Annotated in this window: 26 protein-coding genes; 12 read left to right on the top strand and 14 right to left on the bottom strand. The window is 62.8% G+C overall.

Annotated features, from left to right (window positions below):
• Positions 1-175 precede the first annotated feature (175 nt).
• The 6 genes from AB4Z43_RS14085 to AB4Z43_RS14060 form a co-directional block, all read right to left on the bottom strand.
• Positions 176-1819: a Na+/H+ antiporter gene (locus tag AB4Z43_RS14085; RefSeq protein WP_441937966.1), complete on the bottom strand. Its 1644-nt coding sequence runs from the start codon at positions 1817-1819 to the stop codon at positions 176-178.
• Between the two features lie 207 nt (positions 1820-2026).
• Complete coding sequence (locus AB4Z43_RS14080) at positions 2027-3280, bottom strand: L,D-transpeptidase family protein (protein WP_027046735.1); 1254 nt, start codon at positions 3278-3280, stop codon at positions 2027-2029.
• A 342-nt stretch (positions 3281-3622) separates the two neighbouring features.
• Positions 3623-3943, bottom strand: coding sequence for a hypothetical protein (locus tag AB4Z43_RS14075; protein WP_196232817.1), 321 nt, complete (start codon positions 3941-3943; stop codon positions 3623-3625).
• A 290-nt stretch (positions 3944-4233) separates the two neighbouring features.
• Entirely contained in the window at positions 4234-4749 is a 516-nt protein-coding gene (gene ldtR / locus AB4Z43_RS14070; protein ID WP_013896002.1) for a transcriptional regulator LdtR, read from the bottom strand.
• Positions 4750-4987: 238 nt separating this feature from the next.
• Positions 4988-5410 (bottom strand): DUF6163 family protein, encoded by a 423-nt coding sequence (locus AB4Z43_RS14065; protein WP_019857605.1) that lies wholly within the window; start codon positions 5408-5410, stop codon positions 4988-4990.
• Entirely contained in the window at positions 5407-6450 is a 1044-nt protein-coding gene (locus AB4Z43_RS14060) for an enoyl-CoA hydratase/isomerase family protein (RefSeq protein WP_019857604.1), read from the bottom strand. The genes AB4Z43_RS14065 and AB4Z43_RS14060 overlap by 4 nt, the downstream gene beginning before the upstream one ends.
• Positions 6451-6635: 185 nt before the next feature.
• On the opposite strand from AB4Z43_RS14060, the gene AB4Z43_RS14055 reads away from it, so the two are divergent.
• The 3 genes from AB4Z43_RS14055 (at position 6636) to AB4Z43_RS14045 (ending at position 9669) form a co-directional block, all read left to right on the top strand.
• A complete protein-coding gene (locus AB4Z43_RS14055; protein WP_069091938.1) occupies positions 6636-7457 on the top strand; it encodes a DUF2066 domain-containing protein in 822 nt (273 codons plus the stop codon).
• Positions 7458-7606: 149 nt separating this feature from the next.
• Complete coding sequence (gene hemB / locus AB4Z43_RS14050) at positions 7607-8638, top strand: porphobilinogen synthase (protein ID WP_019857603.1); 1032 nt, start codon at positions 7607-7609, stop codon at positions 8636-8638.
• 383 nt (positions 8639-9021) lie between these two features.
• Positions 9022-9669: a dihydrofolate reductase family protein gene (locus AB4Z43_RS14045; RefSeq protein WP_441937961.1), complete on the top strand. Its 648-nt coding sequence runs from the start codon at positions 9022-9024 to the stop codon at positions 9667-9669.
• Between the two features lie 213 nt (positions 9670-9882).
• Here the strand turns inward: AB4Z43_RS14045 and ppk2 are convergent, their stop codons facing one another.
• Positions 9883-10803 (bottom strand): polyphosphate kinase 2, encoded by a 921-nt coding sequence (ppk2, locus tag AB4Z43_RS14040; RefSeq protein WP_044550210.1) that lies wholly within the window; start codon positions 10801-10803, stop codon positions 9883-9885.
• 281 nt (positions 10804-11084) lie between these two features.
• Here ppk2 and AB4Z43_RS14035 point away from each other — a divergent pair, with 281 nt between their 5' ends.
• Complete coding sequence (locus tag AB4Z43_RS14035; protein WP_441937959.1) at positions 11085-12128, top strand: aldo/keto reductase; 1044 nt, start codon at positions 11085-11087, stop codon at positions 12126-12128.
• 16 nt (positions 12129-12144) lie between these two features.
• Here AB4Z43_RS14035 and AB4Z43_RS14030 read toward each other — a convergent pair whose 3' ends face one another.
• Positions 12145-13116, bottom strand: a complete 972-nt coding sequence (locus AB4Z43_RS14030) for a glycosyl transferase family 90 (RefSeq protein ID WP_038646238.1) — start codon at positions 13114-13116, stop codon at positions 12145-12147.
• Positions 13117-13314: 198 nt separating this feature from the next.
• On the opposite strand from AB4Z43_RS14030, the gene AB4Z43_RS14025 reads away from it, so the two are divergent.
• Positions 13315-13461: a hypothetical protein gene (locus tag AB4Z43_RS14025; protein WP_019857598.1), complete on the top strand. Its 147-nt coding sequence runs from the start codon at positions 13315-13317 to the stop codon at positions 13459-13461.
• Positions 13462-13515: 54 nt separating this feature from the next.
• Here AB4Z43_RS14025 and AB4Z43_RS14020 read toward each other — a convergent pair whose 3' ends face one another.
• A complete protein-coding gene (locus AB4Z43_RS14020; RefSeq protein ID WP_010915577.1) occupies positions 13516-13776 on the bottom strand; it encodes a DUF982 domain-containing protein in 261 nt (86 codons plus the stop codon).
• A gap of 102 nt (positions 13777-13878) precedes the next feature.
• Positions 13879-14544 carry a GntR family transcriptional regulator gene (locus AB4Z43_RS14015; protein WP_019857597.1) on the bottom strand — a complete coding sequence of 222 codons (666 nt, stop codon included), beginning with the start codon at positions 14542-14544 and terminating at the stop codon, positions 13879-13881.
• Positions 14545-14661: 117 nt separating this feature from the next.
• Between AB4Z43_RS14015 and AB4Z43_RS14010 the strand changes: the two genes are divergently transcribed.
• The gene (locus AB4Z43_RS14010; protein ID WP_441937955.1) at positions 14662-15915 is read left to right on the top strand and encodes a multidrug efflux MFS transporter; all 1254 of its coding nucleotides are present in this window, start codon (positions 14662-14664) and stop codon (positions 15913-15915) included.
• Between the two features lie 24 nt (positions 15916-15939).
• The gene (locus AB4Z43_RS14005) at positions 15940-16305 is read left to right on the top strand and encodes a DUF423 domain-containing protein (RefSeq protein WP_240565095.1); all 366 of its coding nucleotides are present in this window, start codon (positions 15940-15942) and stop codon (positions 16303-16305) included.
• 16 nt (positions 16306-16321) lie between these two features.
• Here AB4Z43_RS14005 and AB4Z43_RS14000 read toward each other — a convergent pair whose 3' ends face one another.
• A complete protein-coding gene (locus AB4Z43_RS14000; protein ID WP_019857594.1) occupies positions 16322-16471 on the bottom strand; it encodes a hypothetical protein in 150 nt (49 codons plus the stop codon).
• A 357-nt stretch (positions 16472-16828) separates the two neighbouring features.
• Here AB4Z43_RS14000 and AB4Z43_RS13995 point away from each other — a divergent pair, with 357 nt between their 5' ends.
• Positions 16829-17905: a LacI family DNA-binding transcriptional regulator gene (locus tag AB4Z43_RS13995; RefSeq protein WP_441937953.1), complete on the top strand. Its 1077-nt coding sequence runs from the start codon at positions 16829-16831 to the stop codon at positions 17903-17905.
• A gap of 12 nt (positions 17906-17917) precedes the next feature.
• Here AB4Z43_RS13995 and AB4Z43_RS13990 read toward each other — a convergent pair whose 3' ends face one another.
• The gene (locus AB4Z43_RS13990; RefSeq protein WP_027046732.1) at positions 17918-19138 is read right to left on the bottom strand and encodes an OpgC family protein; all 1221 of its coding nucleotides are present in this window, start codon (positions 19136-19138) and stop codon (positions 17918-17920) included.
• Between the two features lie 201 nt (positions 19139-19339).
• On the opposite strand from AB4Z43_RS13990, the gene AB4Z43_RS13985 reads away from it, so the two are divergent.
• Positions 19340-19999 carry an alpha/beta hydrolase gene (locus AB4Z43_RS13985; protein WP_441937950.1) on the top strand — a complete coding sequence of 220 codons (660 nt, stop codon included), beginning with the start codon at positions 19340-19342 and terminating at the stop codon, positions 19997-19999.
• Between the two features lie 60 nt (positions 20000-20059).
• On the opposite strand, the gene sthA is transcribed toward AB4Z43_RS13985, so the two are convergent.
• Positions 20060-21445 carry a Si-specific NAD(P)(+) transhydrogenase gene (gene sthA, locus AB4Z43_RS13980; RefSeq protein ID WP_441937948.1) on the bottom strand — a complete coding sequence of 462 codons (1386 nt, stop codon included), beginning with the start codon at positions 21443-21445 and terminating at the stop codon, positions 20060-20062.
• Between the two features lie 212 nt (positions 21446-21657).
• Between sthA and AB4Z43_RS13975 the strand changes: the two genes are divergently transcribed.
• The 3 genes from AB4Z43_RS13975 to AB4Z43_RS13965 all read left to right on the top strand — a co-directional run bounded on the left by AB4Z43_RS13975 (position 21658) and on the right by AB4Z43_RS13965 (position 24055).
• Positions 21658-22128, top strand: coding sequence for an RDD family protein (locus tag AB4Z43_RS13975; RefSeq protein ID WP_019857588.1), 471 nt, complete (start codon positions 21658-21660; stop codon positions 22126-22128).
• Between the two features lie 138 nt (positions 22129-22266).
• A complete protein-coding gene (locus AB4Z43_RS13970) occupies positions 22267-23031 on the top strand; it encodes an arginyltransferase (RefSeq protein WP_019857587.1) in 765 nt (254 codons plus the stop codon).
• A 127-nt stretch (positions 23032-23158) separates the two neighbouring features.
• Positions 23159-24055, top strand: a complete 897-nt coding sequence (locus tag AB4Z43_RS13965) for a DMT family transporter (protein WP_441937946.1) — start codon at positions 23159-23161, stop codon at positions 24053-24055.
• 39 nt (positions 24056-24094) lie between these two features.
• On the opposite strand, the gene AB4Z43_RS13960 is transcribed toward AB4Z43_RS13965, so the two are convergent.
• Positions 24095-25312 carry an AI-2E family transporter gene (locus tag AB4Z43_RS13960; protein WP_441937944.1) on the bottom strand — a complete coding sequence of 406 codons (1218 nt, stop codon included), beginning with the start codon at positions 25310-25312 and terminating at the stop codon, positions 24095-24097.
• Positions 25313-25495 lie beyond the last annotated feature (183 nt).

Below are 25495 nucleotides of genomic sequence, written 5' to 3'. Positions count from 1 at the left end.
TCGGGGCAATTTGCTTATGCTTATCGTTGCCCCAAAACCGCTGCACACTTTTGGGCGACACGCATTGCCGCGCCATTAACACAGTTGTTTTCGACCCGCCACGTTTGCGGCGCGAAATTTGCTGGCCGGTTTGCGGCAGAGACTGCAAATCCGCGGCCGCTGAGCACCGCCGGTGCTATTTCCGTGTCTGCCTGCCGTTCAAAAGGGCTTCTGTCAGGGTGATCTCGGTGAACAGCGCCCGCGCTGTGTGGTCGTTGATCTCGCCGCGGCGAAGCATGGCGCGCAAGGCGTCACGCTCGGCGGCGATGCCGGCGAGCCTCAGATCGATCTCCAGCCTTCCCGCCTCGCGCACCTCGGCGCGCGCCTCATCGGCCTCGTCGGACGCCGCGATGCGGCGCCGGTAGGCAGCGACAATGCCGTTGGCGGCAGCGAGCTTGAGGCCTGGCACATCGCCGTCCTCTTCATCGGTCTGCGCGATGCTTTCGAGGTGGGCGATCGCCGCCTTCGCCGCGCCGACACGCGCCATGCGTTCCTCGGCGGCGCCGGCGTCTTCGCCGGGCTCGACCAGGCCGCGCGCGATCACCGGCAACGCCAGGCTGGCGATGACCAAGGAACAGATGATGACGCCGGCGGCGAGGAAGATGACCAGGTCGCGCGCGGGGAATGGCGAACCGTCCTGGAGGGCCAGCGGCAGCGACAATATGCCGGCCAGCGTGATGGCGCCGCGCACGCCCGCAACCGATCCGGCGAGCCGCACCCGCAGGCCGAACGGTTCGGCCTGCCGCTTGCCGAGCCGCGCCGCAAAACCCGCTGTGATGTCGCCAATCCAGATCCAGACGAAGCGGAGCGCGATCAGGCAAAGGGTCAGCAGCAGAACCGTCAGGACCGGCTCCAGAAGCCAATGGCGGCTGGACAGTTCGGGCGGCACCTTGCGAATGATTTCGGGAAGCTGCAGGCCAAGCACGATGAACAGCGCGCCGTTGAAGACGAAGGAAAACGTTGTCCAGAGCGAGATCGTCTGCATGCGCGCCGAGACGCCGAGAAAGCGGAATATCCCGGTGCTCCCGGTCAAGAGACCGGCGGTCACCGCGGCCAGGATGCCCGAGGCCCCGAAATGCTCGGCGCCGAGATAGGCGACGAAGGGCAGCAGAATGGTGATCAGCACCTGCGCCTCGGCCGGCACGCCGCCTATGCGGTTCAACAGTTGCAGCGCCTTGGCGGCGACGAACAAGGCCGCCACGCCAACGAGGATACCGACCGCCACGGCGTAGACAAAACTCAGCGAAGCGGCGGCAAAGGAAAAACTGCCGGTCAATGCCGCCGCGACGGCAAAGCGGAACATGACCAGGCCCGACGCATCGTTGAGCAGGGACTCGCCTTCCAGAATGTGCATCAGCCGCGCCGGGACGACGTTCCTGTCGACGATCGAGGAGACGGCCACCGCATCGGTCGGCGACAGCACGGCCGCGAGCGCGAAGGCAACGACCAGCGGAATGCTCGGCACGAGCCAGTGCAAGGCATAGCCGAAACCGACAATGGTGAAGAAGACGAGGCCGATGGCAAGGTCGAGTATCGGCCCGCGCAGTGCCATCAGCTCGCGCTTGGGCGCGCCGAAAGCATCGCTGAAGAGCAGCGGCGGAATGAACACCAGTAGGAACAGTTCCGGATCGATCTCGACATGGATGCCGCGCACCGGCCAGGCAAGGGCAGCACCTATGGCGATCTGCAGGACCGGCAGCGGCACCCGCACCAGCCGCACCAGCGCGCCTGAAACGGCAACGAAGACCAACACGACGAGGACGAAGATGGCGGCTTGCATGGCGCGATTCCGGCTGTTTAACGAACCATGCGCAATCGCCGGTCTCGCGTCCAGACAGCGCCGGGACGGCAGTGACCGATGGGGCAGCAGACCGTATGGCCGGCATCAAAAGGCGGTGGCGCGGCTGGTCAACCAGCAACTGATCTAACGATCCCGCAAACAAAAGGCCGCCCATTCGGGCGGCCTTTCGTCAGAATTATCAGTCTTTTAGAGCGAAGAGGTAATCTGCAGTTCGCTGGCGCCGTCCAAAGCGTAGACGTCGTCGCGGAACTGGACGACGCCGGGTCCGGTCGACCAGGCCGAGAGATAGAGGAAGTGCACCGGCACCGGGTTGGTGACCTGGATCGGCGTGTTCTGGCCGGTCTTGATCGCCGCCTCGAAATGCTGACGGTCCCAGCCGGGCGTGTCGCGCAGGATCCAGGTGACGAGATCGCGCACGTTCTGGACGCGCACGCAGCCCGAGGAATCGAAGCGCATCATCTTGCCGAACAGGCTCTGCTGCGGCGTGTCGTGCATGTAGACGCCGTCCGGGCTCGGGAAGTTGATCTTGACCGACGCCATGGCGTTTTCCGAACCGGGATCCTGGCGGAACCGGTACTTGGCCGCATCATCCGTCGACCAGTCGACATTCATCGGATCGACTTCGCTGCCATCCGGCGCGAACAGGCGGATATGGCTGTTCTTCAGATAGTTGGGATCCTTCCGCATCAGCGGAATGATGTCCTTGCGCACGATCGAGACCGGCGCGTTCCAGTATGGGTTGACGATGATCTCGTTGATCTTGGAATTGACGATCGGCGTCTGGCGATCGATCTTGCCGACGATAGCGGTGTGGCGGAGCACGACACGGTCATTCTCGACGGCTTCGATCTGTGCGGCCGGAATGTCGACCAGTACATAGCGGCTGCCGAGCGTGCCGGCCTTCTCCTTCAGCCGCTGCAAATTGGTCTGCAGCTGGCCAAGCCGGACCTGCGCCGAAACATTCATCGCCGCATAGGTGTATTTGCCCATGGAACCGTCAGCCGGCAAGCCATGGCGCAGTTGGAAGCGCTTGACGGCCGAGTCGACATAGGAATCGAAGGCCGTCGAAATGCCGGCGCTCTGCGACAGGTCGCCAGAGACGATGAGCCGCTTGCGCAGCGGGACGACATCCGGGTCATCGACGCCGAGTTCCAGTTTCTTGGTCGCGGGAACCTCTACCCAGCCGCCCTGCCCGACAATGTTCTGATACTGCGCGACCGCCTGCTCGGTAAACGCAACGGTCTGCGTGCTGAAGATCGGCAGTGTCGAGGCCACCTTGCCGCCTTCGCTGGCGCGGGCATCGAACTGGTCGTCCCAATTGCCGCGGGCCGAGGATTTCAGGATATCCCCGATCACGTCCTGCGCGCTCGCGCGGCCGGCCACCATGGTGGCGGCGAGCAACGAGGCTCCGGAAAGGAAAAAGCGGCGGCTGGTTCTCATGGACGTTCCAGACATTCTTGTAGCATTCGATCAGGGGCGATTTTGCCCGCACTCTAAAGTTGGCAATCTTAACAATTAGCCAACCATGTCCGCATCGGTTCGGCCACAAACGCGTGACGCACCGTCCGGTTCCAGGTGAACACATGGTCTTGACCGCAGCTTCACCGGCATCCTCGGTCCCATTGGAATATGGCGGCAACGTGGCCTTGGCCCGCAATTTGCGCCGCCCGGCATGGCGAAATGAAAGGGGCGTGGTTTTTCGGTATCGAAGCCGCCCTGTCGCGCATTGTCAGGGCCGGGGCGCCAAGGGCAGGAACCGAGGCGTTTCATCCGCGCAGACGGCTAGGGCCCTGGGTTGGTCTTGGCTTCCAGTTCCGAACACCGTTGCAGCACCTGGTACTCGGGATACCGCAATATCTTGTTGTCATCGAGCTTGAGCAACAGCGCGCGTCGCTTCTCGACACTCTGCTCATCATCCGAGCAGGTCATGTCCAGGATGACGGCGTCCAGGCCCCTGAGCTTCTGGACCCTGTCGAGGGTGCACCCAACTTCCCACATGTCCACCGATTTGTCGGTGAAGGTTACCCTGGAATCATTGTTCTCGCAGGGGCTGCTGCCTTCGATGGCGAAGGAATCTTTCCACCATTCCTGCGCGAAAGCCATCGCCGGTGCCGCCAAGAGCACCGCGGCAACCGAACAGATTTTGCAACAGCTGCTCCGACCCATCATGCCCCCTTGTACGGCGACACTAGCATTGTGGAGGCGAAAGCAAAGTGCGCGGCGGAACTCGCCGCTCACGGCTCCAAGTGCTGCATCGGTCAAGCGACGGCCACGCCAACTGCTGGCCGGCTGTCCATGATCAGAAAAAGGGCCGGTGCTTTCGGCACCGGCCCCTGACTGAAGGTCGCTGTTCGGGCCGTGCTTCTGCGGCACGGCTGCCGTTCGTGGATGGCTTACATCCGGTAGGCGATGGTATCGTTCCAGAAGCGGTCGAGCCGCTGCAAGGCGCGGTTCATCTGCTTGAACTCGTCCGTGTTGATGCCGCCAACCTGCTCGATCGAGCCGACATGGCGCTCGTAGAGACCGGCGACGACGTCGGCCACCTCATTGCCCTTCGGGGTCAGCGAAACGCGGACCGAACGGCGGTCGATGCGCGAGCGCTGGTGGTTGATGAAGCCGAGATCGACCAGCTTCTTCAGATTGTAGGAGACGTTCGAGCCGAGATAGTAGCCGCGCGAGCGCAACTCGCCGGCGGTCAGCTCGGAATTGCCGATGTTGAAGAGCAGCAGCGCCTGGATGGCATTGATGTCGGAACGGCCATTGCGGTCGAATTCGTCCTTGATGACATCAAGCAGACGGCGGTGCAGCCGCTCGACCAACTGCAGCGATTCCATGTACAGCGAACGGATAGCCTCGCGGCGATCGTCGGAAACGTTGGCGGTCTTCGCCGCCGGACGCGAATTGATCATTGTCTTTGCCTCTCGTTTGTCGCCCTGGTGATTTTTTGTTTTTCACCTTGATCGCGACACTATCGAATACTCATAAAATTCGACTTAAACGCTAGGGCTAACAAGAGCTTACCGGTAAGAGGTTTCGGAAGAGGCTTAACGAACGGTCACCCGAGTAAGGATAATTAACCTAAAGGCTTAGGCACTTATCGCAGGGCTCAATCCGGTCGTTTGCCAAGTCGTCAACGGCCTCAATGGCTTAGTGCCGGACGGGGCGTTTCTGCAGCCAGATGACGACGCGAAAGACGATGTAGAGCAGCGCCACCGCCGCATGCGAGACGACGATCAGCGGCCGATGGCCAAAAAGCTCGGGAAAACCGGCATACATGACGGTCTCGGTGACCGCGCAGATGAACCAGATCACCGGGCCCCACGAGGCCAGCATCCACAACCCCGCCGCGGCAAAGGGGAAAAAAACGGCGAGCATCACCGCCGCCACCTGCCAATGCACCGGCATCAGGTCGAAGCGCCACAGCGGGCCGGGATAGAAGCCGATCAGCTTGATCCAGTACAGGATGCCGAACAGCAGGCAGTAGCCGGCGATGACGCGCTGGAACCAGGCGAAGATCACCTCGACCGTCGAGGGCTGCAGCACGACGCGTCTCGACGTCACCTCGCTCATAGCAGGAGTTCCCGTTCGCCGAGCGGGGCGAAATAGGCCTCGACATCCGCCTCGCCGACCGCGTCGAGCGTTGCCGGCCGCCATTGCGGCTTCGACCCCTTGTCGATGATGGCGGCGCGGATGCCTTCGTAGAAATCGTGGCCTGCAACCATGCGGTTGAGGATGCGGAACTCCATCTTCATGCACTCGTCCATCGACAAGGTCTGCCCGGCGCTGATCTGCCGCCAGGCGACGCGAAGGCTGGTGGGCGAGCGCGTGCGCATCGTCGCCAGCGTCTTGGCCGCGAATTCGTCGGTGCCCGCCGCGCGGTCAAGACTGTCGATGACATCCTGCAGCGACGGCTGAGCGAAATGGCGAGAGATCGCTTCCAGCGCCGCCCTGTCGGTCTCCCGCTTTGCCGGGACGAAGAAACCGCGCAGCACCGATTCCGGATCGCCGGTCAGCACCAGCCGATCAAGAAAGCTGGCCTGGTCCTCGGCCTTGATGGTGTGGGTGGCCAGCCCCGACCACAGCGCATCGCCATAGCGGATGCGGTTGCCGGTCAGGGCCAGGTACATGCCGAAGGAGCCACCAAGGTCGGGCAGCAAATGACTGGCGCCGACATCCGGGAAAAAGCCGATGCCGACCTCCGGCATGGCGAACTGGGCATTCTCGGTCATCACCCGGTGCGAGCCGTGAAAGGAAATGCCGACGCCGCCGCCCATGACGATGCCGTCGATGAGCGCCACATAGGGTTTCTTGAAGCTGTTGATGTGGGCGTTGAGCCTATACTCGTCGGCGAAGAACTCGACCGGCGGCTTTCCAGCCCGGCCGGCTTCATAAATGTGCAGGATGTCGCCTCCGGCCGAAAACGCCCTGCCCTCGGCCTTGACCAGGACGACGTCCACGCCATCGTCGCACTCCCAGGCATGCAGGGCCTTGCCCAGCGCCCCGACCATGCGATGGGTGACGGCATTGAGCGCCTGCGGCCGCGTCAGCGTGACGACACCGGCCCTGCCCGAGCGCTCGAAGCGAATTTCGTCGCCTCCATCAAAATCCATCGCCAGAGAATCCCTCCCCCGCGCCTGCGGGACTGAAGTGCTAAAGGCGCCGCATGGGTGCGTCAATGGCAGCAGCCTGTGCACCGTGGTCTTGGCGACTGGCGCCGGCCGATGCTACGAAGATCGCCGCCGTTGCAAGCGACGCGCCGATATCGCGCGCAGACGGCGTCGGAGAACAGTTGGCCATGCCCGGATTTCTTCGTGCCGTGCTTTTGACGGTCGTACTTGTGACAACCGGCTTTGCACCGCGTGCTGCATTCGCCATCACGACCGACGATCTCTACCAGTCTCGGACCATCGTCACCGGCCAGGGCGAGGTGAACCGCCGGATAGGCTTCAAGGATTGCCTGGACCGGGTCCTGGTCAGGGTTTCAGGCGATCAACGCCTGCTGGAGAAACCCGAAATGGCGGCTCTGCGCGACAAGGCCGGCGATTTTGTCGACGCCTTCCGCTACCACGACCGGCTGGAGGGCATTCCGATCCATGACGAGCAAGGCACGCATGACCGGCCGCATGATCTGACCTGTCTCTACAAGCCCACCACGGTCGACAAGCTGCTCGCGCAGCTCGGCAGCAAGCCCTGGCTTGGCGAGCGGCCAACGCTCGCCGTCTTTCTCACCGTCGAACAGGGCGCGAGGCATTTCGCGCTCAGCGCCGAGGAAGAGCGTGGCAAGACGATGCGCGAGTCTTTCGTCAATGCCACCGATCCGCTATTGATGCATGTCGTATTTCCGAAGGCGGTACAGCTGGCCGAGCTGGACGAAAAAGGGCTGCGCACCGACGACATGGCAAGGCTGGATCTGCTGGCCAAACAGGCCGGTGGCGCGCAAGCGCTCGCCGGCAGCATCGTCTGGAGCGACAAGGATCTCGGCTGGATCGCCGATTGGCGCCTCGCCGATCACGGCAAGACCTATCGCTGGCAGGTGCGTGGCGTCAGCTTCGACGAGGCGTTCCGCGTGGCAATCGGAGGCGCTGCGCAGATTCTTTCGGGTAATGGCCAGCCCTGACCGGATAGATATGGCGGGACGCGCCCATCTCTGCTTTGCCGAGCATCTGCCTACAAGGCGGAGATTGGCGACTTCGGCCTGGCACAATCGTGTCGCATTGGTCAGCGGCAAGGGCTCGTGGTAAAACCCGCTGATCCGGAGTATTGGCCATGAACAAATTCACCCCGACAAAGCCAGCCGGCGCGCGTAGCGTCGACGACGTGACCGGCAGCCGCCGTCTGCGCCGCATGCGCAAGGCCGACTGGTCGCGCCGCCTGGTACAGGAGAACCGGCTTTCGGTCGACGACCTGATCTGGCCGATCTTCGTTGTCGAGGGCAGGAACGTACGCGAGCCGATCGCCGCCATGCCGGGTGTCTTCCGCCTGTCGGTCGATCTTGCCGTCAAGGAGGCCGAACGCGCGGCCAAGCTCGGCATTCCGGCACTCGCCACCTTCCCCAATGTCGAACTGGCCCTGCGCGACCAGACCGGCTCGCACATTCTCGATCCGGAAAACATCATCAACCGCGCCACCCGTGCGATCAAGGACGCGGTGCCCGGGATCGGCATCATCACCGACGCCGCGCTCGACCCGTTCACTAGCCACGGCCATGACGGCATCCTGCGCGACGGCATCATCGTCAACGACGAAACGGTCGAACAGGTCGCGGCGGCGGCCGTCATCCAGGCAGCGGCCGGCGCCGACATCATCGCGCCATCCGACATGATGGACGGCCGCATCGGCGCCATCCGCGACGCGCTCGATGCCAACGGCTTTCAGGACGTCGCGATCATGTCCTATGCGACGAAGTTCGCCTCGGCCTTCTACGGCCCCTATCGCGAGGCGGTCGGCACCGCCGGCCTGCTCAAGGGCGACAAGAAGACCTATTATATCGACCACGCCAATTCGGACGAGGCGGTGCGCGAGGCCGAACAGGACATTGCCGAGGGCGCCGACATGCTGATGGTCAAGCCCGGCCTGCCCTATCTCGACATCATCCGCCGGCTGAAGGACGAGTTCCAGATGCCGACCTTCGCCTACCAGGTGTCGGGCGAATATTCGATGATCAAGGCGGCGGGCGCCAATGGCTGGATCGACGGCGAGAAGGCGATGCTGGAATCGCTGCTCGCCTTCAAGCGCGCCGGCTGCGACGGCATCCTGACCTATTTCGCGCCCGAAGTGGCCGAAATGCTGAAGGGGTAGACCGGCCTCCCCGGCAAAGCCTTTCAGTAGACGTCACCAGTCTTTCGACCGGTCGGCGGTTCTTTCGAATTCCAGCAGACAAAAACCGGCAGCCGCGGCATGATAGCCGCACGGCCGGAGGCGGCCGGCAGCCGCACCTCGCCCGAAGGTATGGCGGACGCCTCCAGAGGATGCTTCTGATCCTTTTCATGGTTGGGCGATCGGCGGCCGTCCCAACGGCCGGTTGTCATCCGAACCGATCATCACGAAACAATAGGGACACCGCTTGGCGGCGAGATCCGGGTATGTGTCTTTTCGCCTTAGAAAATAGCGCTTGCAATTCGCAACCGGTTTGCTAAACAACAACCGATTGCAAAATACAACTGGTTATCGAGGAGGCTTTCATGTCCAAGCTGCGTGTCAACGCATTCACCCTATCGCTCGACGGCTATGGCGCCGGTCCCGCTCAAGATCTGCAAAATCCGCTCGGCATCGGCGGGGAATCCTTGCACAAGTGGTTTGTCGACACCCGCACCTTCCGCAAGATGGTGCTCGGAAAAGATGGCGGCACCGCCGATGTAAACGATGGGTTCGCGGAGCGCAGTTTCGAAAATGTCAGCGCTTGGATTCTCGGCCGCAACATGTTCGGGCCGATCCGCGGCGAATGGCCTGACGACAACTGGAAAGGCTGGTGGGGCGACAACCCTCCCTACCACGTGCCGACTTTCGTGCTGACGCACCACGCGCGGGCACCCATCACGATGGAAGGCGGGACGACCTTTTATTTTGTGACCGACGGCATCCATTCGGCGCTCGAGCAGGCGAAGGCGGCGGCTGGCGGCAAGGATGTGCGGATCGGTGGCGGCGTCGCCACCATCCGGCAATATCTGCAGGAGAGCTTGATCGACGAGATGCATCTGGCAATCTCGCCGGTGCTGCTTGGCAAGGGCGAGCACCTCTTCGCCGGCCTGGATATGTTGAAGCTCGGCTATCAATGCACCGAGCAGGTGGCGACGGCGCTTGCCACGCATGTGGTGATCAAGCGGGGTTAGCCACTTTCTCCCCGTTCCACGGGGAGAAATGCCCGGCAGGGCAATGAGTGGCGGCGCCGACGTTTGGAGGTTAGAGCGTCCGATGGCAATAAATTCATCAACGCCAGCGCCGCCCTTCGGCGTTCGTTGTTCGAAAAGCCAAACAGTTGGCTTTTCGTCTGCTGCGCAGACCACTCCTCACCTTCCCGTGACACGGGGAGAATGAAAAGGCGCTCAATACTTCTCCGGCACGTAAAGCTCACGCGGCAGCGTCTGGCGCTCGTATTCGGGATTGAAGACGCGTTCCGGCAGCGTGATCTCCTCGTGCGGGACCTCTTCATACGGCATCTGCTTGAGCAGATGATCGATGCAGTTCAGCCGCGCCCGCTTCTTGTCATTGCCCTCGACGATGAACCAGGGCGCCTCGGGAATATTGGTGCGGGCGAAGGTCTCTTCCTTGGCCTTGGTGTACTGCTCCCAGCGCACGCGCGATTGCAGATCCATCGGCGACAGTTTCCACTGCTTCATCGGGTCATGGATGCGCATCAGGAAGCGCATCTGCTGCTCCTCGTCGGTGATCGAGAACCAGTATTTGACCACGGTGATGCCCGAGCGCACCAGCATCCGCTCGAATTCGGGGACGTCGCGGAAAAATTCCTCAACCTGGCCGGCATCGGCAAAGCCCATCACTCGCTCGACACCGGAGCGGTTGTACCAGGAGCGGTCGAACAGCACGATCTCGCCGCCCGCCGGCAGATGCGGAACATAGCGCTGGAAGTACCATTGCGACTTCTCGCGTTCGGTCGGCGCCGGCAGCGCCACGACACGGCAGATGCGCGGGTTGAGCCGCTGGGTTATGCGCTTGATGACGCCGCCCTTGCCGGCGGAGTCACGGCCCTCGAAAATCACCACCAGCTTCTTCTTGTGGTAGGCGACCCAGGACTGCAGCTTGATCAATTCGGACTGCAGCGTGATCAGGTCGCGAAAATATTGCATGCGGTCGATCGAAGGCGGATGCGCGTTCTTGTAGATCTTGGCGATCTCCATCGACAGCGCCGGCTCCGACATTTCGAGCTCATAGTCTTCGTCGAGCGTGTCGGCGAGCTCGGCTTCGAGCCAGTCCTTGGCGGGAGAATTCTGTCTTAGCTCAGTCATTTGCACTGCTCCGCTTGCAAGCCCTGTCGGTTCCCGTACGGCGCCCAAATTGCTGGCTGGCGACCTGGAAAGGGAACACCTGAGCCGACTTCAATATAGACCGGCAGTGACGGTTTTATTGCAGCCCGGGCGCGATAGCGACAGCCGGGGTGTCTACCATGTCCAATCGATCCATCGCCATGGCATGGCGACAAGCCGCCCGAATTGTCCTACAAATCCACGGTCGCATTCCGGGCTCCCCCTTGGCCCCGCCGCCATTCAACACAATCGCGAGGACTGACATGGAATACCGCACCCTTGGCCGTTCGGGCCTTAAGGTTTCGACACTGACTTTGGGCACCATGACCTTCGGCGGCACCGGGCCTTTCGCCGCGGTCGGCAACAGCGATCTTGCCGAAGCCAGGCGCATGATCGACATGTGCATCGACGCCGGCATCAACCTCATCGACACCGCCAATGTCTATTCGAACGGCCTGTCGGAGGAGATCATCGGCGAAGCGCTCGGCGGCAAGCGCAGGAACGACGTGCTCATCGCCTCCAAGGCGCGCATGCGGATCGGCAGCGGACCGAACGACGAAGGCCTGTCGCGCCACCATCTGATCCGCGAATGCGAGAAGAGCCTGAAGCGGCTGAGGACCGACGTCATCGACATCCATTTCGTCCACCAGTGGGACGGGCTTACCCCGGTCGAGGAAACGGTCGCGGCGCTCGACACTTTGGTCAACCAGGGCAAGGTGCGCTATATAGGCTGCTCCAACTGGTCCGGCTGGCAGGTGACGAAGGCGCTCTCGATCAGCGACAGCCGCCACCAGCAGCGCTTCGTCACCCAGCAAATCCACTACACGCTGGAGGCGCGAGAGGCGGAATATGAACTGCTGCCGATCTCGGTCGACCAGGGACTGGGCGCGCTGGTCTGGAGCCCGCTCGCCGGCGGCCTGCTGTCCGGCAAATACCACCGCGACAGCCCGACCGCACGGCAACTCGCTGGCTGGTCCGAGCCGCCGATCCGCGACGAGGACCGGCTCTGGCGGATCGTCGATGTGCTGGTCGAGATCGGCAAGGCTCGCGGCGTATCGGCCGCTCAGGTGGCGCTGGCCTGGCTGCTCGGCCGCCCCGCCGTCTCCTCGCTGGTGATCGGCGCCCGCAACGATGCCCAGCTCAAGGACAATCTCGCTGCCGCAAGCCTGGCGCTCAGCCCTGAGGAACGCCAGCGCCTCGACGCGGTCAGCCGGCCGCCCGTGCTCTACCCCTATTGGCACCAGCAACTGACGGCAAAGGATCGCTTCGGCCCCGCCGACATGGTTCTCGACCGTAGCGTGATCTGACCACCAGGCGGAGGCGCTAGCCCTGGATGAAGCGCCACAGTTCGGGATCGGGTTCGATCTGGCCGCTGAGCACGAAATATTTGTAGAGCACGAGCAGGGAGATCGCCTGCTCGTCCCGCTCATTGGAGAATTTCCGGCAATAGGCGTTGGCTGCGGCGATGATGCGCTCGGCCTGCGCCGGATGCCGTTCGAAATAGCGCACCTTTTCGCTGAGATCGGCAAAATCCGGATCGAGCGGCACATAGTGGACATTGGCCTCGAGCTGCCGCTCCGCAAACCATGTCTCGTATGTCGGTGGCGGCATCAGGCAAAGCGACTTCGAGTTCAAGATCCATTTGAGGTTGGTCGCCACGTCATTGCCCTCCAGCGAGACGATGTAGCGGTAGCGCTGGTGCTGGCTGATGCTGAGAAAGGGCTTGGCGTATTCGGCCGGTGCGTTCGGCTTGTGCGAGCCGGCATCGCAGAATGGCAGGTCGCGCACCGCTTGCAGAAACCGTGTCCTGATCGGATTGTTGAGATCACCACGCCAGACCACCATAGGCAACTTGTCGGCGAACGAGATGGCGTCAGCCGGCATCTGGAAGTGGCGGAACTTGTCGAGCTTCATGATGACCGCGTTCTGGTCGTCATCACGGATCGGCCGATCCTTGACGATCGTCGGCACCTTCGGTACGTCCCTGACGTCGCCGAATTCGACGTCGATGAGCAATCCGGGATCGAAATAGCGGGCGAATTCCTTCAGGTCGTAATAGTACATGGTAGGCGTGAAGGGCAGTTTGCTGATGCGCACCGCATTGGCGCTTGGCGCGAAACCATCCTGCAGCTTGTTGTAGTCATTCAGCCGCCGCCGCGCCGCCTCGTCGGAAAGCATGGCCTGTTCGAGGCGAGCAGCCAGCCTGCGGCGGAACAGGGCTTGTGGAATGACATCGCGCACGACGTTTCGCGCATAGTAGAAAACCCGTGCCGACGTCCGCGCAATTGTGGCCATGATTCACTTGGTCAAAACAAACGGGCAGCTCTCAAATACGCTGGCGCCCCGCGTTTCCTACATCATTATGGCGCCGATCTGGCAAGCCCCCACGGATCTCCGGGGCCGTGCACGCGCACTGTCGTTTCAGCTGTTGTGTTTGACGGCTAATGCTCCTAGGCAGGATCAGAGCCGCAAGGCAGGTCAAAAGGAGCCGATATGGCGCGAGCACCAAACTACGATCAGGAACGCAAGGAACGCGACCGGCAGAAGGCGGCGAAGAAGGCCGAAAAGCTGGCGGCCAAGGTTGCCGCGCGCGAACGTTCCAAGCCCGAGGCAGAGATCGAAAACGAAACGGCGGAATGACGGCAAAAGGCCCGCATATGCGGGCCTTGCCTCAATCCAGCCAATGGCTCTGCGTCAGGCAGGAGCCTTGTCGCTGACAAAAACGTCCACTTCGCGCGCCGCGGCGATAAAGGCACGCCGCGCGTTCATGGCCGGCTTGTCGCCGGCCAGCGCATCGTGGCAGGCCTGCAGCGCCGCGCGATGCTTGGGACTGCGCTTGCCGGGCCAGCTGTTGAGGAGGTATTCGGATGCCTCGCGGGCCGTTCGCAAGAGCTGAGTGCTTCCCGCCGTGACGGACTTGACGGTCACGGGTGTTTCAAATCGGTTGTTTTCCATCGCCGCTCTTACGCCATCGGCGTCCGTGAAGCGAGGCCGAAAGTGGGCTTGGCGTGAGGCGTCGCCTGTTTTTACCGGCGAGCGCCCTGCCCTATAGCGGTGCTAAGCAGCCACGACGGCAAATCCCCTGGCGCGAAGGCCGCGTCGGTCGTTGGCGAGCGACGTCACAAGCCGGTCGCGGCTGCCGACGATGTGGGCAGAAAGCAGGCGGGCTGCCTGATCGGCATCGCCAAGGCGTGCCGCGGCCAGAATGGCTCGGTGTTCGGCCCAGGCGCGACCAAGGGCCGCTTCGTCACGCACTTCCAGCCAGCGAGCGCGCGACAGGCGCGTCATGGCATCGCGCACGGCCCTGAACAGAAATTCGTTGCCCGACAGGCGCGCCAGCTCGATGTGAAAATCCATGCCGACACGATGCCACTCCTCGCGCGGCGTATTGTCGTCGCAGGAATCGAGCATCGCCTCGATGACGTCGATGGCGCTGCTTTCGGCATGCATGCATGTCAGCCGCACAGCCGCGACCTCGACTGCTTCGCGATAGACCGCGATCTGCTCGAGCTCGGCAAGGTTGATGGGCGATACCGTCCAGCCGCGGCCATCCCTGCCCACCAGCCCCTCGGTCTCCAGCCGCAGAAGTGCTGCCCTGACCGGCGTGCGCGAGGCGCCGAAGCGGCCTTCGATCCAACGCTCGGTCAATTTCTCGCCTGGACCGATCTCGAGCCCCAGGATCATCTCGCGCAACTGCCGTTCGACATTCTGCATCTGCGACATAGCGCTTCCTTGTTCCGAAGCCGCATTGACAGCAGCTGGGTTGGAGTTCATGACGGATACCAGTTTGGTATCCCAAAATGGTATCCGCAACAAGCGCTGATATCGAGCAGGCAGGACATGACACAGGAAGACACGCAACAGAGCGGTTACAACATCCACTGGCGGCGCAATCTCGCCGTCTGTTTCGCTGGCTCGTTCAGCACGCTCATCGCCATGACCCTGCTGTTGCCCTTCCTGCCGCTTTATGTGGAACAGCTCGGCGCGCAGGGTCATGCCGCCATCGTGCAATGGTCCGGCGTCGCCTATGGCGCCACCTTCTTCGCCGCGGCCTTGGTCGCGCCATTGTGGGGGCGGCTGGGCGATCGCTATGGCCGCAAGGTGATGCTGGTGCGCGCCAGCTTCGGCATGGCGATCTGCATGTCGCTGACTGGCATGGTCGAGACGGTCTGGCAATTGGTGCTGCTGCGCCTGCTGATCGGCTTTGCCGGCGGCTATTCCTCGGGGTCGACCATACTGGTGGCCATGCAGACGCCCAAGGACCGTTCCGGCTGGGCGCTGGGCGTGCTGTCGGCAGGAATAACGGCGGGCTCGCTCGTCGGCCCCCTGCTTGGCGGTACGCTGCCGCCAGTGATCGGCATTCGCGCCACCTTCCTTCTGTCCGGAGGCGTCATCTTCCTTGCCTTCCTGGCGACGACCTTCCTCATCAAGGAGACACCGCGCCTGAAGCCGGTAAAGGCGGGATCGGCAGCCAGGTCGAAAAGCGGCTGGTCACGGATTCCGGACAAGCGCCCGGTCGTGGCCATGCTGATAACCGGCATGCTGCTGGCCTTCGCCAACATGTCGATCGAGCCGATCATCACCGTCTATGTGCAGCAGCTCATCGAGGATCCGAGCCGGGTGACGATGGTCGCCGGCGTGGTGATGTCGGCGGCGGCGCTGGGCACCATCCTGTCGGCGTCCTGGCTCGGCAAGCTCGCTGACCGCGTCGGCCACTGGAACGTCGTCGTCGGAGCGCTGGCCGTCTCAGCCCTGCTGCTCATTCCGCAAGCCTTCGTCACCGATGGCTGGCAACTGATCGGGTTGCGCTTCCTGATGGGTCTGGCGCTCGGCGGCTTGCTGCCTTGCATCACCAGCGTCATCCGACACAACATCCCAGACGGCGTCGGCGGCAATGTGCTTGGCCTGGCGATCTCGGCGCAGTATGTCGGGCAGGTTGCGGGACCATTGACCGGCGGCTTCGTCGGCGGTCATTTCGGCATGCGGGCGGTGTTCCTCGGGACATCGGCGCTGATGGCCGGCGGCGCCGTCTACAACTGGATTGTCCAGTCGCGGCGCACACGGCGTATGGCGCTGGAAGCAAGTGAGTCCTGAGAGCGTTAGAGGGAGCTGGCCAACATGAATTCCGCCGAACCAACCGCCAGCCGTCTCCTTGTGCTTGCCGGCGGTCTCGTCGGCGCGGCGGGCGTGGCGCTGTCGGCGGCGGCCGCGCACCGCGGCGGCGCCTTCACCGGCACGGCCGCGTCGTTCCTCTTGATGCACGCGCCGGTCTTCGTCGCCGTCGGCCTCATGGGCGCGAATCGCTGCCTGCGCATCGCGAGCCTCGTCCTGCTTGTCGGGCTCCTGCTTTTCGCGGGCGATCTCCTCGCCCGCGATTTCCTCGGATCGAGACTGTTTCCGATGTCGGCGCCGATCGGAGGCACACTGCTCATCGCCGGCTGGCTGGGGATAGCGATTTCCGCCCTCGTACGCCCGCGTTCCTAGGCCAACTACGCAGGCATCAATCCCTGAGACGTTCGGTACGAAGCCAAAGATCGCGATTGCGCGCGGCCGGCTTCGTCAGACGCCGCATCTTCGGCCGCTCCGCGGCCGGCGTGATGCCCCAGTAGTTGCGATAGATGTCCTCGAACAGATGTTTGATGGGGTGCATGGTCTTTCTCCACGGAATTGAATCGATCCAATCGGTGAGCAAAAAAACGCCGATCATTTTCGCCTGCGCTCTACAAGGAAGCGAAGGTCGCGAATCCATGGTCCGGCCCTGCCCCGGAGCCTGGAGCCGTTGGCGCCCGGCCCGATGCTCCAGTGGTTGCGATAGATGTCCTCGAACAGATAATTGACGGGATGCATGGCGCACCTCCCCTTGACATTCAGCAGCAAAATCTGCGACTTGGATCGATTCAAACATAGGTCTTCATGCATCTTCGGTCAAGCAAAATTTGAATCGATCCAACGAAAGTGCTAGATGCAGATCGGGAACGTGCTAAATGCATGTCAGGAGGCACGCACAATGGCGTCACTCACCGTAGGCAATCGAAGACCCGTCCGGCTGGCCGACATCGCCAAGGCCGCCGGTGTTTCGCACGGCACCGCATCCAATGTCTTCAGCCGCCCCGAGATCGTGCGCGAGGAAGTCCGCGAACGGGTCAAGGCGGCGGCCGAGGCGATGGGCTATGGCGGACCGGACCCCAAGGGCCGCCTGTTGCGCGCGGGCAAGGTCAACGCCATTGGCGTCGCCACGGCCGAACCCCTCTCCTACTTCTTCGACGATCCCTTCGCACGCGTCATGATGGCGGGCATCTCGCAGGCTTGCGACGCGACAGGCGCCGGCATCTCGCTGGTCTCGGCCGCCAACAACGAGCAGCTTGCCTGGAACATCCAGAGCGCCCTAGTCGACGGCTTCATCGTCTTTTGTATCGAAGGCGGTTCACGCCTGGTGCAGTTGGCACGCGAGCGCAAATTGCCTTTCGTGGCGCTCGACCTCGCTTCCGAGGATGGGTCGGTCGCGACAATCGGCATCGACAATGTCGCCGGCGCGGCCATGGCGGCGCGCCATCTCACCGGCCTCGGGCACCGCCGCTTTGCCGTGCTGGCGCTACAGTTTGTCGACGGCAGGACAGGCCCTGTTTCCCCCGAGCAGGTGCAGACCGCGGTTTATGCGGGGACGCGAGACCGGCTCACCGGCTATTTCCAGGAGCTGTCGCGGGTTGGCGTCGACACATCCAAAGTGCCCGTCTACGAGACCGCCAACGATGCGACCAGCACGATCGCGGCACTCGAGGCGATCTTCGGCGTCGCCGAACCGCCCACGGCGATCCTGGCAATGTCGGACAGGATGGCTTTGGTGGCGCTCGAATGGCTGAGCGCGCGCAAACTGAAGGTCCCCGACGATGTTTCGATCGTCGGGTTCGATGGCGTTCCGGAAGCTGCGGTGTCCGAGCCGCCATTGACCACCGTCGCCCAACCGATTGCCGAAATCGGCGGTCTCGCCGTCAAGGCGATCCTGGAAAACGACGGCACGACAAATCGCAGGCAACTGCCGGTCGAGCTGATCGTGAGGGCCTCGTCGGCTCCTCCACGCGGCTGAACCACCCGCCACTCAACGATTGGCCCTCGCCACCGCCGAGATGCCGAAAGACGCACGCACCGGCGTGACATCTTTTTGCGACGTGCGGACCTTGCCCGAGCCGCCGATGGTCGACAGCCATTCGAGATAGAAGGCGAGCGCGAACTGCATGGCGATGCCGGCCGAAAGCAGCAGGGTGTCATAGGCAAGCCCGCCCGGATTGATCAGTTTCATCACCTGCGCGACCATGGCGATCACCGTGCCGGCGATGAAGACCGGCAGCGAGCGTTTTCCCAGTATCGCCAGTGGATGGTCGTGGCTGGTGCGGAACAGGTTCGACAGTGCCGGCAAGGCGACGATGAGGTAGCTGACCGCCAGTATATGCAACAGCCGCGGCAGCGACAGGAAGGTCTTGTCGAAGCCACCGATCACCACGGGAAGCTTGAACCACGTTATCTGCCCCCAAAGTGGGCTGTGCACCCAGACCAGCGCCGTCGCCACATAGGCCGCGGCCGCGCCGACCAGCCAGCGGTTGACCGGAATGACGCCGCCGCGCCTGACATGCAGCATGGCGGCAAGGCCGATATTGAACAGGAACTGCCAGGACAGCGGGTTCAGGAACCAGAAGCCGGGTTCGGGATAGTTGGGCGGAGCGATCTGCCAGATGCCGGCAATCAGCCACAGCGCACCGGACGCGGCAAGTGCCGCGGCAGGCCGGTAGCTGATGAGCAGGACGAAGGCCGGAGCCATCAAAAGCAGCGCGGCATAGACCGGCAGGATGTTGTTGTAGCCAAGCTGATGGCCGAGCGTGACGATGCCGACCAGCACTTCCGGCGTGTTTTTCATCAATGGTTCGATATTGATCAGCTTCAGCAGCTCCGGGCGCCTGGTGAACACCGCCACGGCGCAGAACAAACCGATCACCACCATCGTTGTTACGATGTGGGCGACGTAGAGCACGCCTGCGCGCCGCCACATCTTCAACGTGGCCAGAAGCCGGTCACCCGGCCGGAACTTCGTGCCGTAGGCAAGCGCGACCGAGATGCCGGAAATCAGCACGAAAGCCTCCGCCGCGTCCGAGAAACCGAAATTCTTGTAGGTCAGGGTTTCGAAAGCCGTGCCGGGCACATGGTCGATGAAAATGATGATCAGGGCCAGCGCGCGCAGCACATCGATACGCGTATCGCGATCCGAGATACGCGTATCGCGTTCAGGGATACGCAAATTGCGATCCGACAAAACAGGGGTAGTCATCGACAAAAGGCCTCAAAGCTGGTTGTTCATGTCCAGCAATGCGACCCCCGGCGCACCGCTTCGATTCCTCCCACGCGGAGTATATCGGCGCATAAACGGGCCGGAATGCGCCCGGTTCAATCAACTTTCGCGGAGCATGAAAATATTGCGTTTTGAAGCCGGCAAATTGAGCGGAACCTCATATAATCAAGAGGATGAGGGATGATCGGCGACGGCATCGAAAACGCCCCCCTGGTCACGGATATGGCCTTTGCCTACCGCCTCCTGGGCGCTGGCAGAGACAGCCGTCAGTGCCTGTTCCTGCTGCATGGGTCGGGTGTCGACGAGACCACTTTGGTGCCGCTGGCAAGACGAATCGCGCCCACCGCCACGCTGGTCGCGGCGCGAGGCCGCATCCCCCAGGAAGACGGTTTCCGCTGGTTCGAGCGGATAGACCCGACGCGCTTCGAACAGAAGAGCATCCTTGCCGAAACGGCGGCTTTCGCGGCATTCACAAACCAGGCCGCCAAGCGCCATGGGCTTAATCTCGACCACGCAACTTTTCTCGGCTATTCGAACGGCGCCAATCTGGTTTCCAGCCTGATGCTGCTTCATCCGGGCATCGTCCGCAGGGCTGTACTGCTGAGGCCTATGCCGGTGCTCGACCACGTGCCGGCGGCCGATCTCGCCGGCATACGGTCGCTGATCATCGCCGGTGCCGCCGACGAGACCTACGGGCCCTTCGCGCCGGCGCTGGTGACACTGCTCAGCCGGCACGGCGCCGAGATCGACGCCCGGATCATCCCCTCGGGCCATGAAATCGGCGATCCGGACGCCGCCATCGTCAGGCAATGGTTGGTAGGGCCGGCTGCCGTGGCGTAGGCCCAATCACAGGCCGCGACCCGTGCCCCTGCGCTCCGGCAATCGACAGGAGCGCGGAGCCTACCGCCCCATCCTGTTCCAGGCATCAAGCCCGGCGATCTTGTAGGCTTCCGCCAGCGTCGGATAGTTGAAGGTGTTGTTGACGAAGAAGTCGACGGTGCCGCCGAGATTGATGACGGCCTGGCCGATATGGATGAGTTCGGTGGCGCCCTCGCCGACGATGTGCGCGCCGAGCAGGCGGCGCGTTTCGATCGAGAACAACAGCTTGAGGAAGCCGGTGTTGACGCCCATGATGTGGCCGCGCGAGGTCTCGCGGAAACGCGCGACGCCGACCTCATAGGCGGCCCCGCTTTCACGCACCTGTTCCTCGGACTGACCGACGGTCGAGATCTCCGGCACCGCATAGATGCCATAGGGGAACGTTTCCGGCGGCGGCGGCAGGGTCACGCCGAAAGCGTGGCAGGCGGCCACCCGGCCCTGCTCCATCGAGGTCGAGGCGAGGCTCGGAAAGCCGATGACGTCGCCGGCGGCGTAGATGTTGGGGACGCTGGTCTGGAAGGTCTGCGGATCGACCTTGATGCGGCCCCGGGAGTCGGCCTCGATGCCGACCACGTCGAGACCCAGGCTGCCGACATTGCCGGTGCGGCCAGCAGCGTAGAGCACGACCTCCGAGCGGATGGTGCGGCCATCGGCCAGTTCCACCTCGGCCGCCTCGGGCTTGGAGCGGATTTCCTTCACCGCGCTGCCAAGCCTTATCGTCATGCCGCGATCGCGCATCTGGTGGATGAAATCGTCGACGATCTCGCGGTCGACGAAATCGAGGATGGAATTGCGCGGCTCGACCAGCGTCACCGGCACGTCGAGCGCGGAAAAGATCGTGGCGTATTCGACGCCAATGACACCGCCTCCGATAACCGTCAGCGTGCGCGGCAGGCGGTCGAGTTCCAGCATCTCGTCGCTGTCGAAGATGCGGGTCTTGTCGAAAGGCACATCGCACGGCCGGTGCGGCCTGGTGCCGACCGCGATCAGCGCATTGGCGAATCCGACTTCGCTGTAGTCGCCATTGTCCGATGTCAGGCTGACCTTGTTGGGGCCGAGAAATTTTACCGAGGCGCGTGCGCTCTTGACGGTGTTGCGCATGAACTGGTGCTGTAGCACCTCAACCTCGTGGTCGAGCGTCTTGTGCAGGCGCTCGATGAGGTCGCCGACGGAAATGTCCTGCTTGACCCGATAGCCGCGTCCATAAAAACCGCGCTCGCGCCAGCCTGAGAGATTGAGCACGGTTTCGCGCAGCGTCTTCGAGGGAATCGTGCCGGTGTGCACGGAGACGCCGCCAAGACGCCGGCCGCGGTCGACCACCAGCACCGATTTGCCGAGCTTGGCCGACTGCACCGCGGCGCGGCGGCCGGAGGGGCCGCTGCCGATGACCAGCATGTCATAGTCCATAGTGCCCCGTCCCTCTGCCCTTGAGCGCTTTTGTTGCGCCGCAGCAAGCTAATGCTATCCGCACGGCAAATTCAACCGATTCGGATTGTGTCTCGCGTCGCTCTTGCCTTGCGCCCGGGCGAGAACCCCGACCTTGATTCCGACACAGGCCTTTACCATTTCATTTACGAGCGGCCCGCACCCTATGTCGGGCCCTGTTACGAGGAAATGACATGAACGCGCGCGTTCTCGACGGCGAAATCATCAACACCCGGCTTGACGATGTCAGGGCCTATGAAGGCGTGCGCACACGGCGCATGCTGGCCTTCGTGGTCGACTACATCATCGTCGCCCTGCTCACCATTCCTTTTGCCATACTGGTGTTTTTCCTCGGGCTTTTGACCCTCGGTCTCGGCTGGATGCTGTTCGGCGTCCTCGTGCCGGCCGTCGCCATTCTCTACATCTGGAACACGCTGGGCAGCGCCGACCAGGCGACCACGGGCATGAAGATGATGGGTATCCGCCTCGATCGTCTCGACGGGCGGCCGATCGACGGGCTGACCGCGGTCGTCCATTCCGTGCTGTTCTGGGCGGGCAACGTCATCCTGTCGCCGCTGGTTTTGCTGGTAACCTTGTTCTCCGACCGCAAGCGCACGCTGCACGACCTTTTGCTCGGCACGGTGGTCAGCCGCACCGGCCGCTGAAGGCGTTTTCGGGAGCGCTTCCGCCTTGTCGGCGCAAATGTGAAGGCGTTCGCATGCCCGCATCTTCACAATCCTGTTGAATTTTTCGCTTTCCGCGCCAAAGGTAGAGCGACTCGAAGGAGTGTTTCCAAGACTTAAATGACGCAGCATCCGACCCAGTCGCCGCAGTTCTTCCTGACAGCGCCGTCGCCGTGCCCCTATCTCGACGGCCAGTTCGAGCGCAAGGTGTTCACGCATCTGGTTGGCGACAAGGCGTCGGAGATGAACGACCTCTTGACGCAAGGCGGCTTCCGGCGCTCGCAGAACATCGCCTACCGGCCGGCCTGCGAGACCTGCCGCGCCTGCGTTTCCGTACGCATCCTTGCCCAGGAATTCACCGCCAGCCGCAACATGAAGCGCGTGCTGCAGCACAATTCCGACCTCGTCGGCGCCATGCACAATGCCGAGCCGTCGACCGAACAATATTCGCTGTTCCGCAGCTATCTCGATGCCCGCCACCGTCGCGGCGGCATGTCCGACATGACGGTGCTCGACTATGCCATGATGGTCGAGGATACCCATGTCGACACCAAGGTGATCGAATACCGGCGACGTGGGCCCGACACCTTCATCACCGGCAAGGGTCAGGGTGAACTCATCGCGGTGGCGCTCACCGACAAAATGGCCGACGGCCTATCGATGGTCTATTCCTACTTCAATCCCGATTTCGAGGAGCGTTCGCTCGGCACGTTCATGATCCTCGATCACATCGCCCGCGCCAGGGCGATGGGCCTGCCCCATGTCTACCTCGGCTACTGGGTCAACGGCTCGCGCAAGATGAATTATAAGATGCGCTTCATGCCGCAGGAGCATCTCGGCCCCAAGGGCTGGGAACGCTACACCAACGAAGCGGTTTCACGCTGAGTTTTTCCACGATCCACGCTTAAACAACTTCAAGGCAGGGATGCTGGTCTTTCAGCCGGTCGGCTGGGGAGAGTGCGCCATTGCACCGGTCAGCCCTCGGCCTGCATCTCATTGCGAAAGTTACTGCATGTCCCCGCACCACGATCACCAGAAGGGTCTCTTGATAACCGCCATCGGCGGGCTGACGCTGACCGTCGACATACCACTGATCCGCCTCGCCGATGGCGGCGCATGGACCATCATGCTGCTGCGCACCAGCACCACATTCGTCGCGGCGATGATCATCTGGTCGGTCTGGCGGGCACTCAGCCGAAATGCCCCGCCGCTCATCCCCGGCTGGGCCGGCATGATCGTGGCGACCTTGTATGGGCTGACAGGGATCAGCTTCGTCACCGCCGTCTATCACACCTCGACCGCCGACCTGGTGTTCATCCTGGCCTTCAACACTGTATTCGCAGGGCTATTGTCCTGGATATTCCTGCGGGAAAGACCTCGGCTGGTGACCATCGCGGCGATGCTGATCATGATCCTGGGCGTGCTGGTCATCGTCGGCGGCTCGGTCGGCACCGGCAAGCTGTTCGGTGATTTCATGGCGCTGGGCTCGGCCTTCTTCATCGCGGTCGCCATCACCATCTCGCGCGCCAGCGGCAAGGACATGGGCTTCACCTCACTCGTCGGCGTGCTTCTGCCGATGGCGCTCGCCGCCCTCATGGTGTCAGGCGAAGGCTTTCACGTGAACGCGCCCTGGTGGATCATCTTCAACGGCGCCGTCATCATGCCGATCTCGTTCTTCTGCCTCGCCGCCGGGCCGAAATACATTTCGGGGCCGGAAGTGGCGATGTTCTATCTGCTCGAAACCGTGCTGGCGCCGGTCTGGGTGTGGATGATCTTTGCCGAGACACCGACCCGCAACAGTCTGATCGGTGGCGCGATCCTTATCGTCACGCTGGTCGCCCATTCGCTCTGGCAACTGCATGACGGCCGTAGGCAGCGGGGTGACCTTGCGGTGCACCATCCGGTCTAACCTGTAATTGATGGCCCCAGCGCAAGTTGCGTTTCGGGATCAGGCGCTGGCCTTCTTCGCCACGCCGGGTTCCGGCAGGATTTCGATTTGCGGCGGCCCGCCTTCGATCTCGGCCGCCGAGTCGGCGGTCAATTCGTCGACCAGTTCCACCTCTCGCAGCCACTCGCGCCAGATGGCGACCAGCAGCGCCATCAGCACCGGGCCGATGAACAGGCCGAGGAACCCCATCGTCTTGACGCCGCCGATCAGACCGAAAAAGGTCGGCAGGAAGGGCAGCTTTATCGGCCCGCCGACGAGCTTCGGGCGCAGTGTCTTGTCGACGATGAACAGTTCGACCGCGCCCCACAGGAACAGCGCCAGACCGGCCATGGGCGAGCCGCTGGCGGCGAGATAAATCGAGACAAGGGTGAAGGACAAAGGCGCCCCGCCGGGGATGAGCGCCATGACGCCGGTCAGGGCGCCAAGCGTCACCGGCGACGGCACGCCGGCCAGCCAGTAGGCGATGCCCAGCACCAACCCCTCGCCTATGGCGATGACGGTCATGCCGGTCACAGTCGAGGAAATGGTCGCCGGGACGACGCGCGAAATCCGCTCCCATCGCGTCGGCAGGATGCGTTCTCCCAGGCGATCGACCTGACCGGCAAAATGCTCGCCGTCACGATAGGCGAAGAACAGGGCGATCATCATGAACAGCAGTGTCAGAAGCAACCCAAAGGCACTGCCGCCGGCGGCGAGCGCGCCGCGATAGATGCTGCCTATGTTTGCGCCGCTGATCAGCTGGATCAGTTCACCAATGCCGCCGGGATGACCAAAATTGGTGGTCCATTGCTCGTTCAGCCAGTCGCCTATGACAGGCATCGTCGCGATCCAGTGCGGCGTCACGGCACCATGCCGATTGGTCTCGATCGCCCAGCCGACCCACTCGCGCACCTCGTTGATGGCGTAGGTGCCGGCAAGCCCGATCGGTATCACCAGGAAGGCGAGGATGAACAGGATGGCCAGAGTGGCGGCGATGGTGCGGTTGCCACCGACGCCGGCCAGCAGCCGCTGATAAAGCGGCCAGCTGGCGAAGGCGATGACGAGCGCGGCCAGCACCGGGAACAGGAAGCCATGGAAGAAATAGACGCCGGCGGCGACGATCAGCACCAGCAGCCAGCGGGCCGCCGACAGCGGCGGAATGACAGCCGACCGCAGCGGCGTCGACAGGCCGAACAGGCGCTGCTGCCGTTCCGGTTTCTGGATCCTGGATTCCTTCAAACGCCCGTCTCTCCCAAACACCTTTCCCCGTTATGCACTGATATAGTGCAGCAATCGTGACGATACTCCAAATGATTGGGGTGCCTTTCTTCCTTCTCCCCCTGCGGGAGAAGGTGGATCGGCGCGATAGCGCCGAGACGGATGAGGGGGTTCCAGCGGAGTGAGGCGTTGGCGTTCCCTTGA

The organism is Mesorhizobium sp. 2RAF45 (assembly GCF_052115225.1).
GTDB lineage: Bacteria > Pseudomonadota > Alphaproteobacteria > Rhizobiales > Rhizobiaceae > Mesorhizobium > Mesorhizobium jarvisii.
This window is presented reverse-complemented; position numbering and strand designations above follow the sequence as displayed.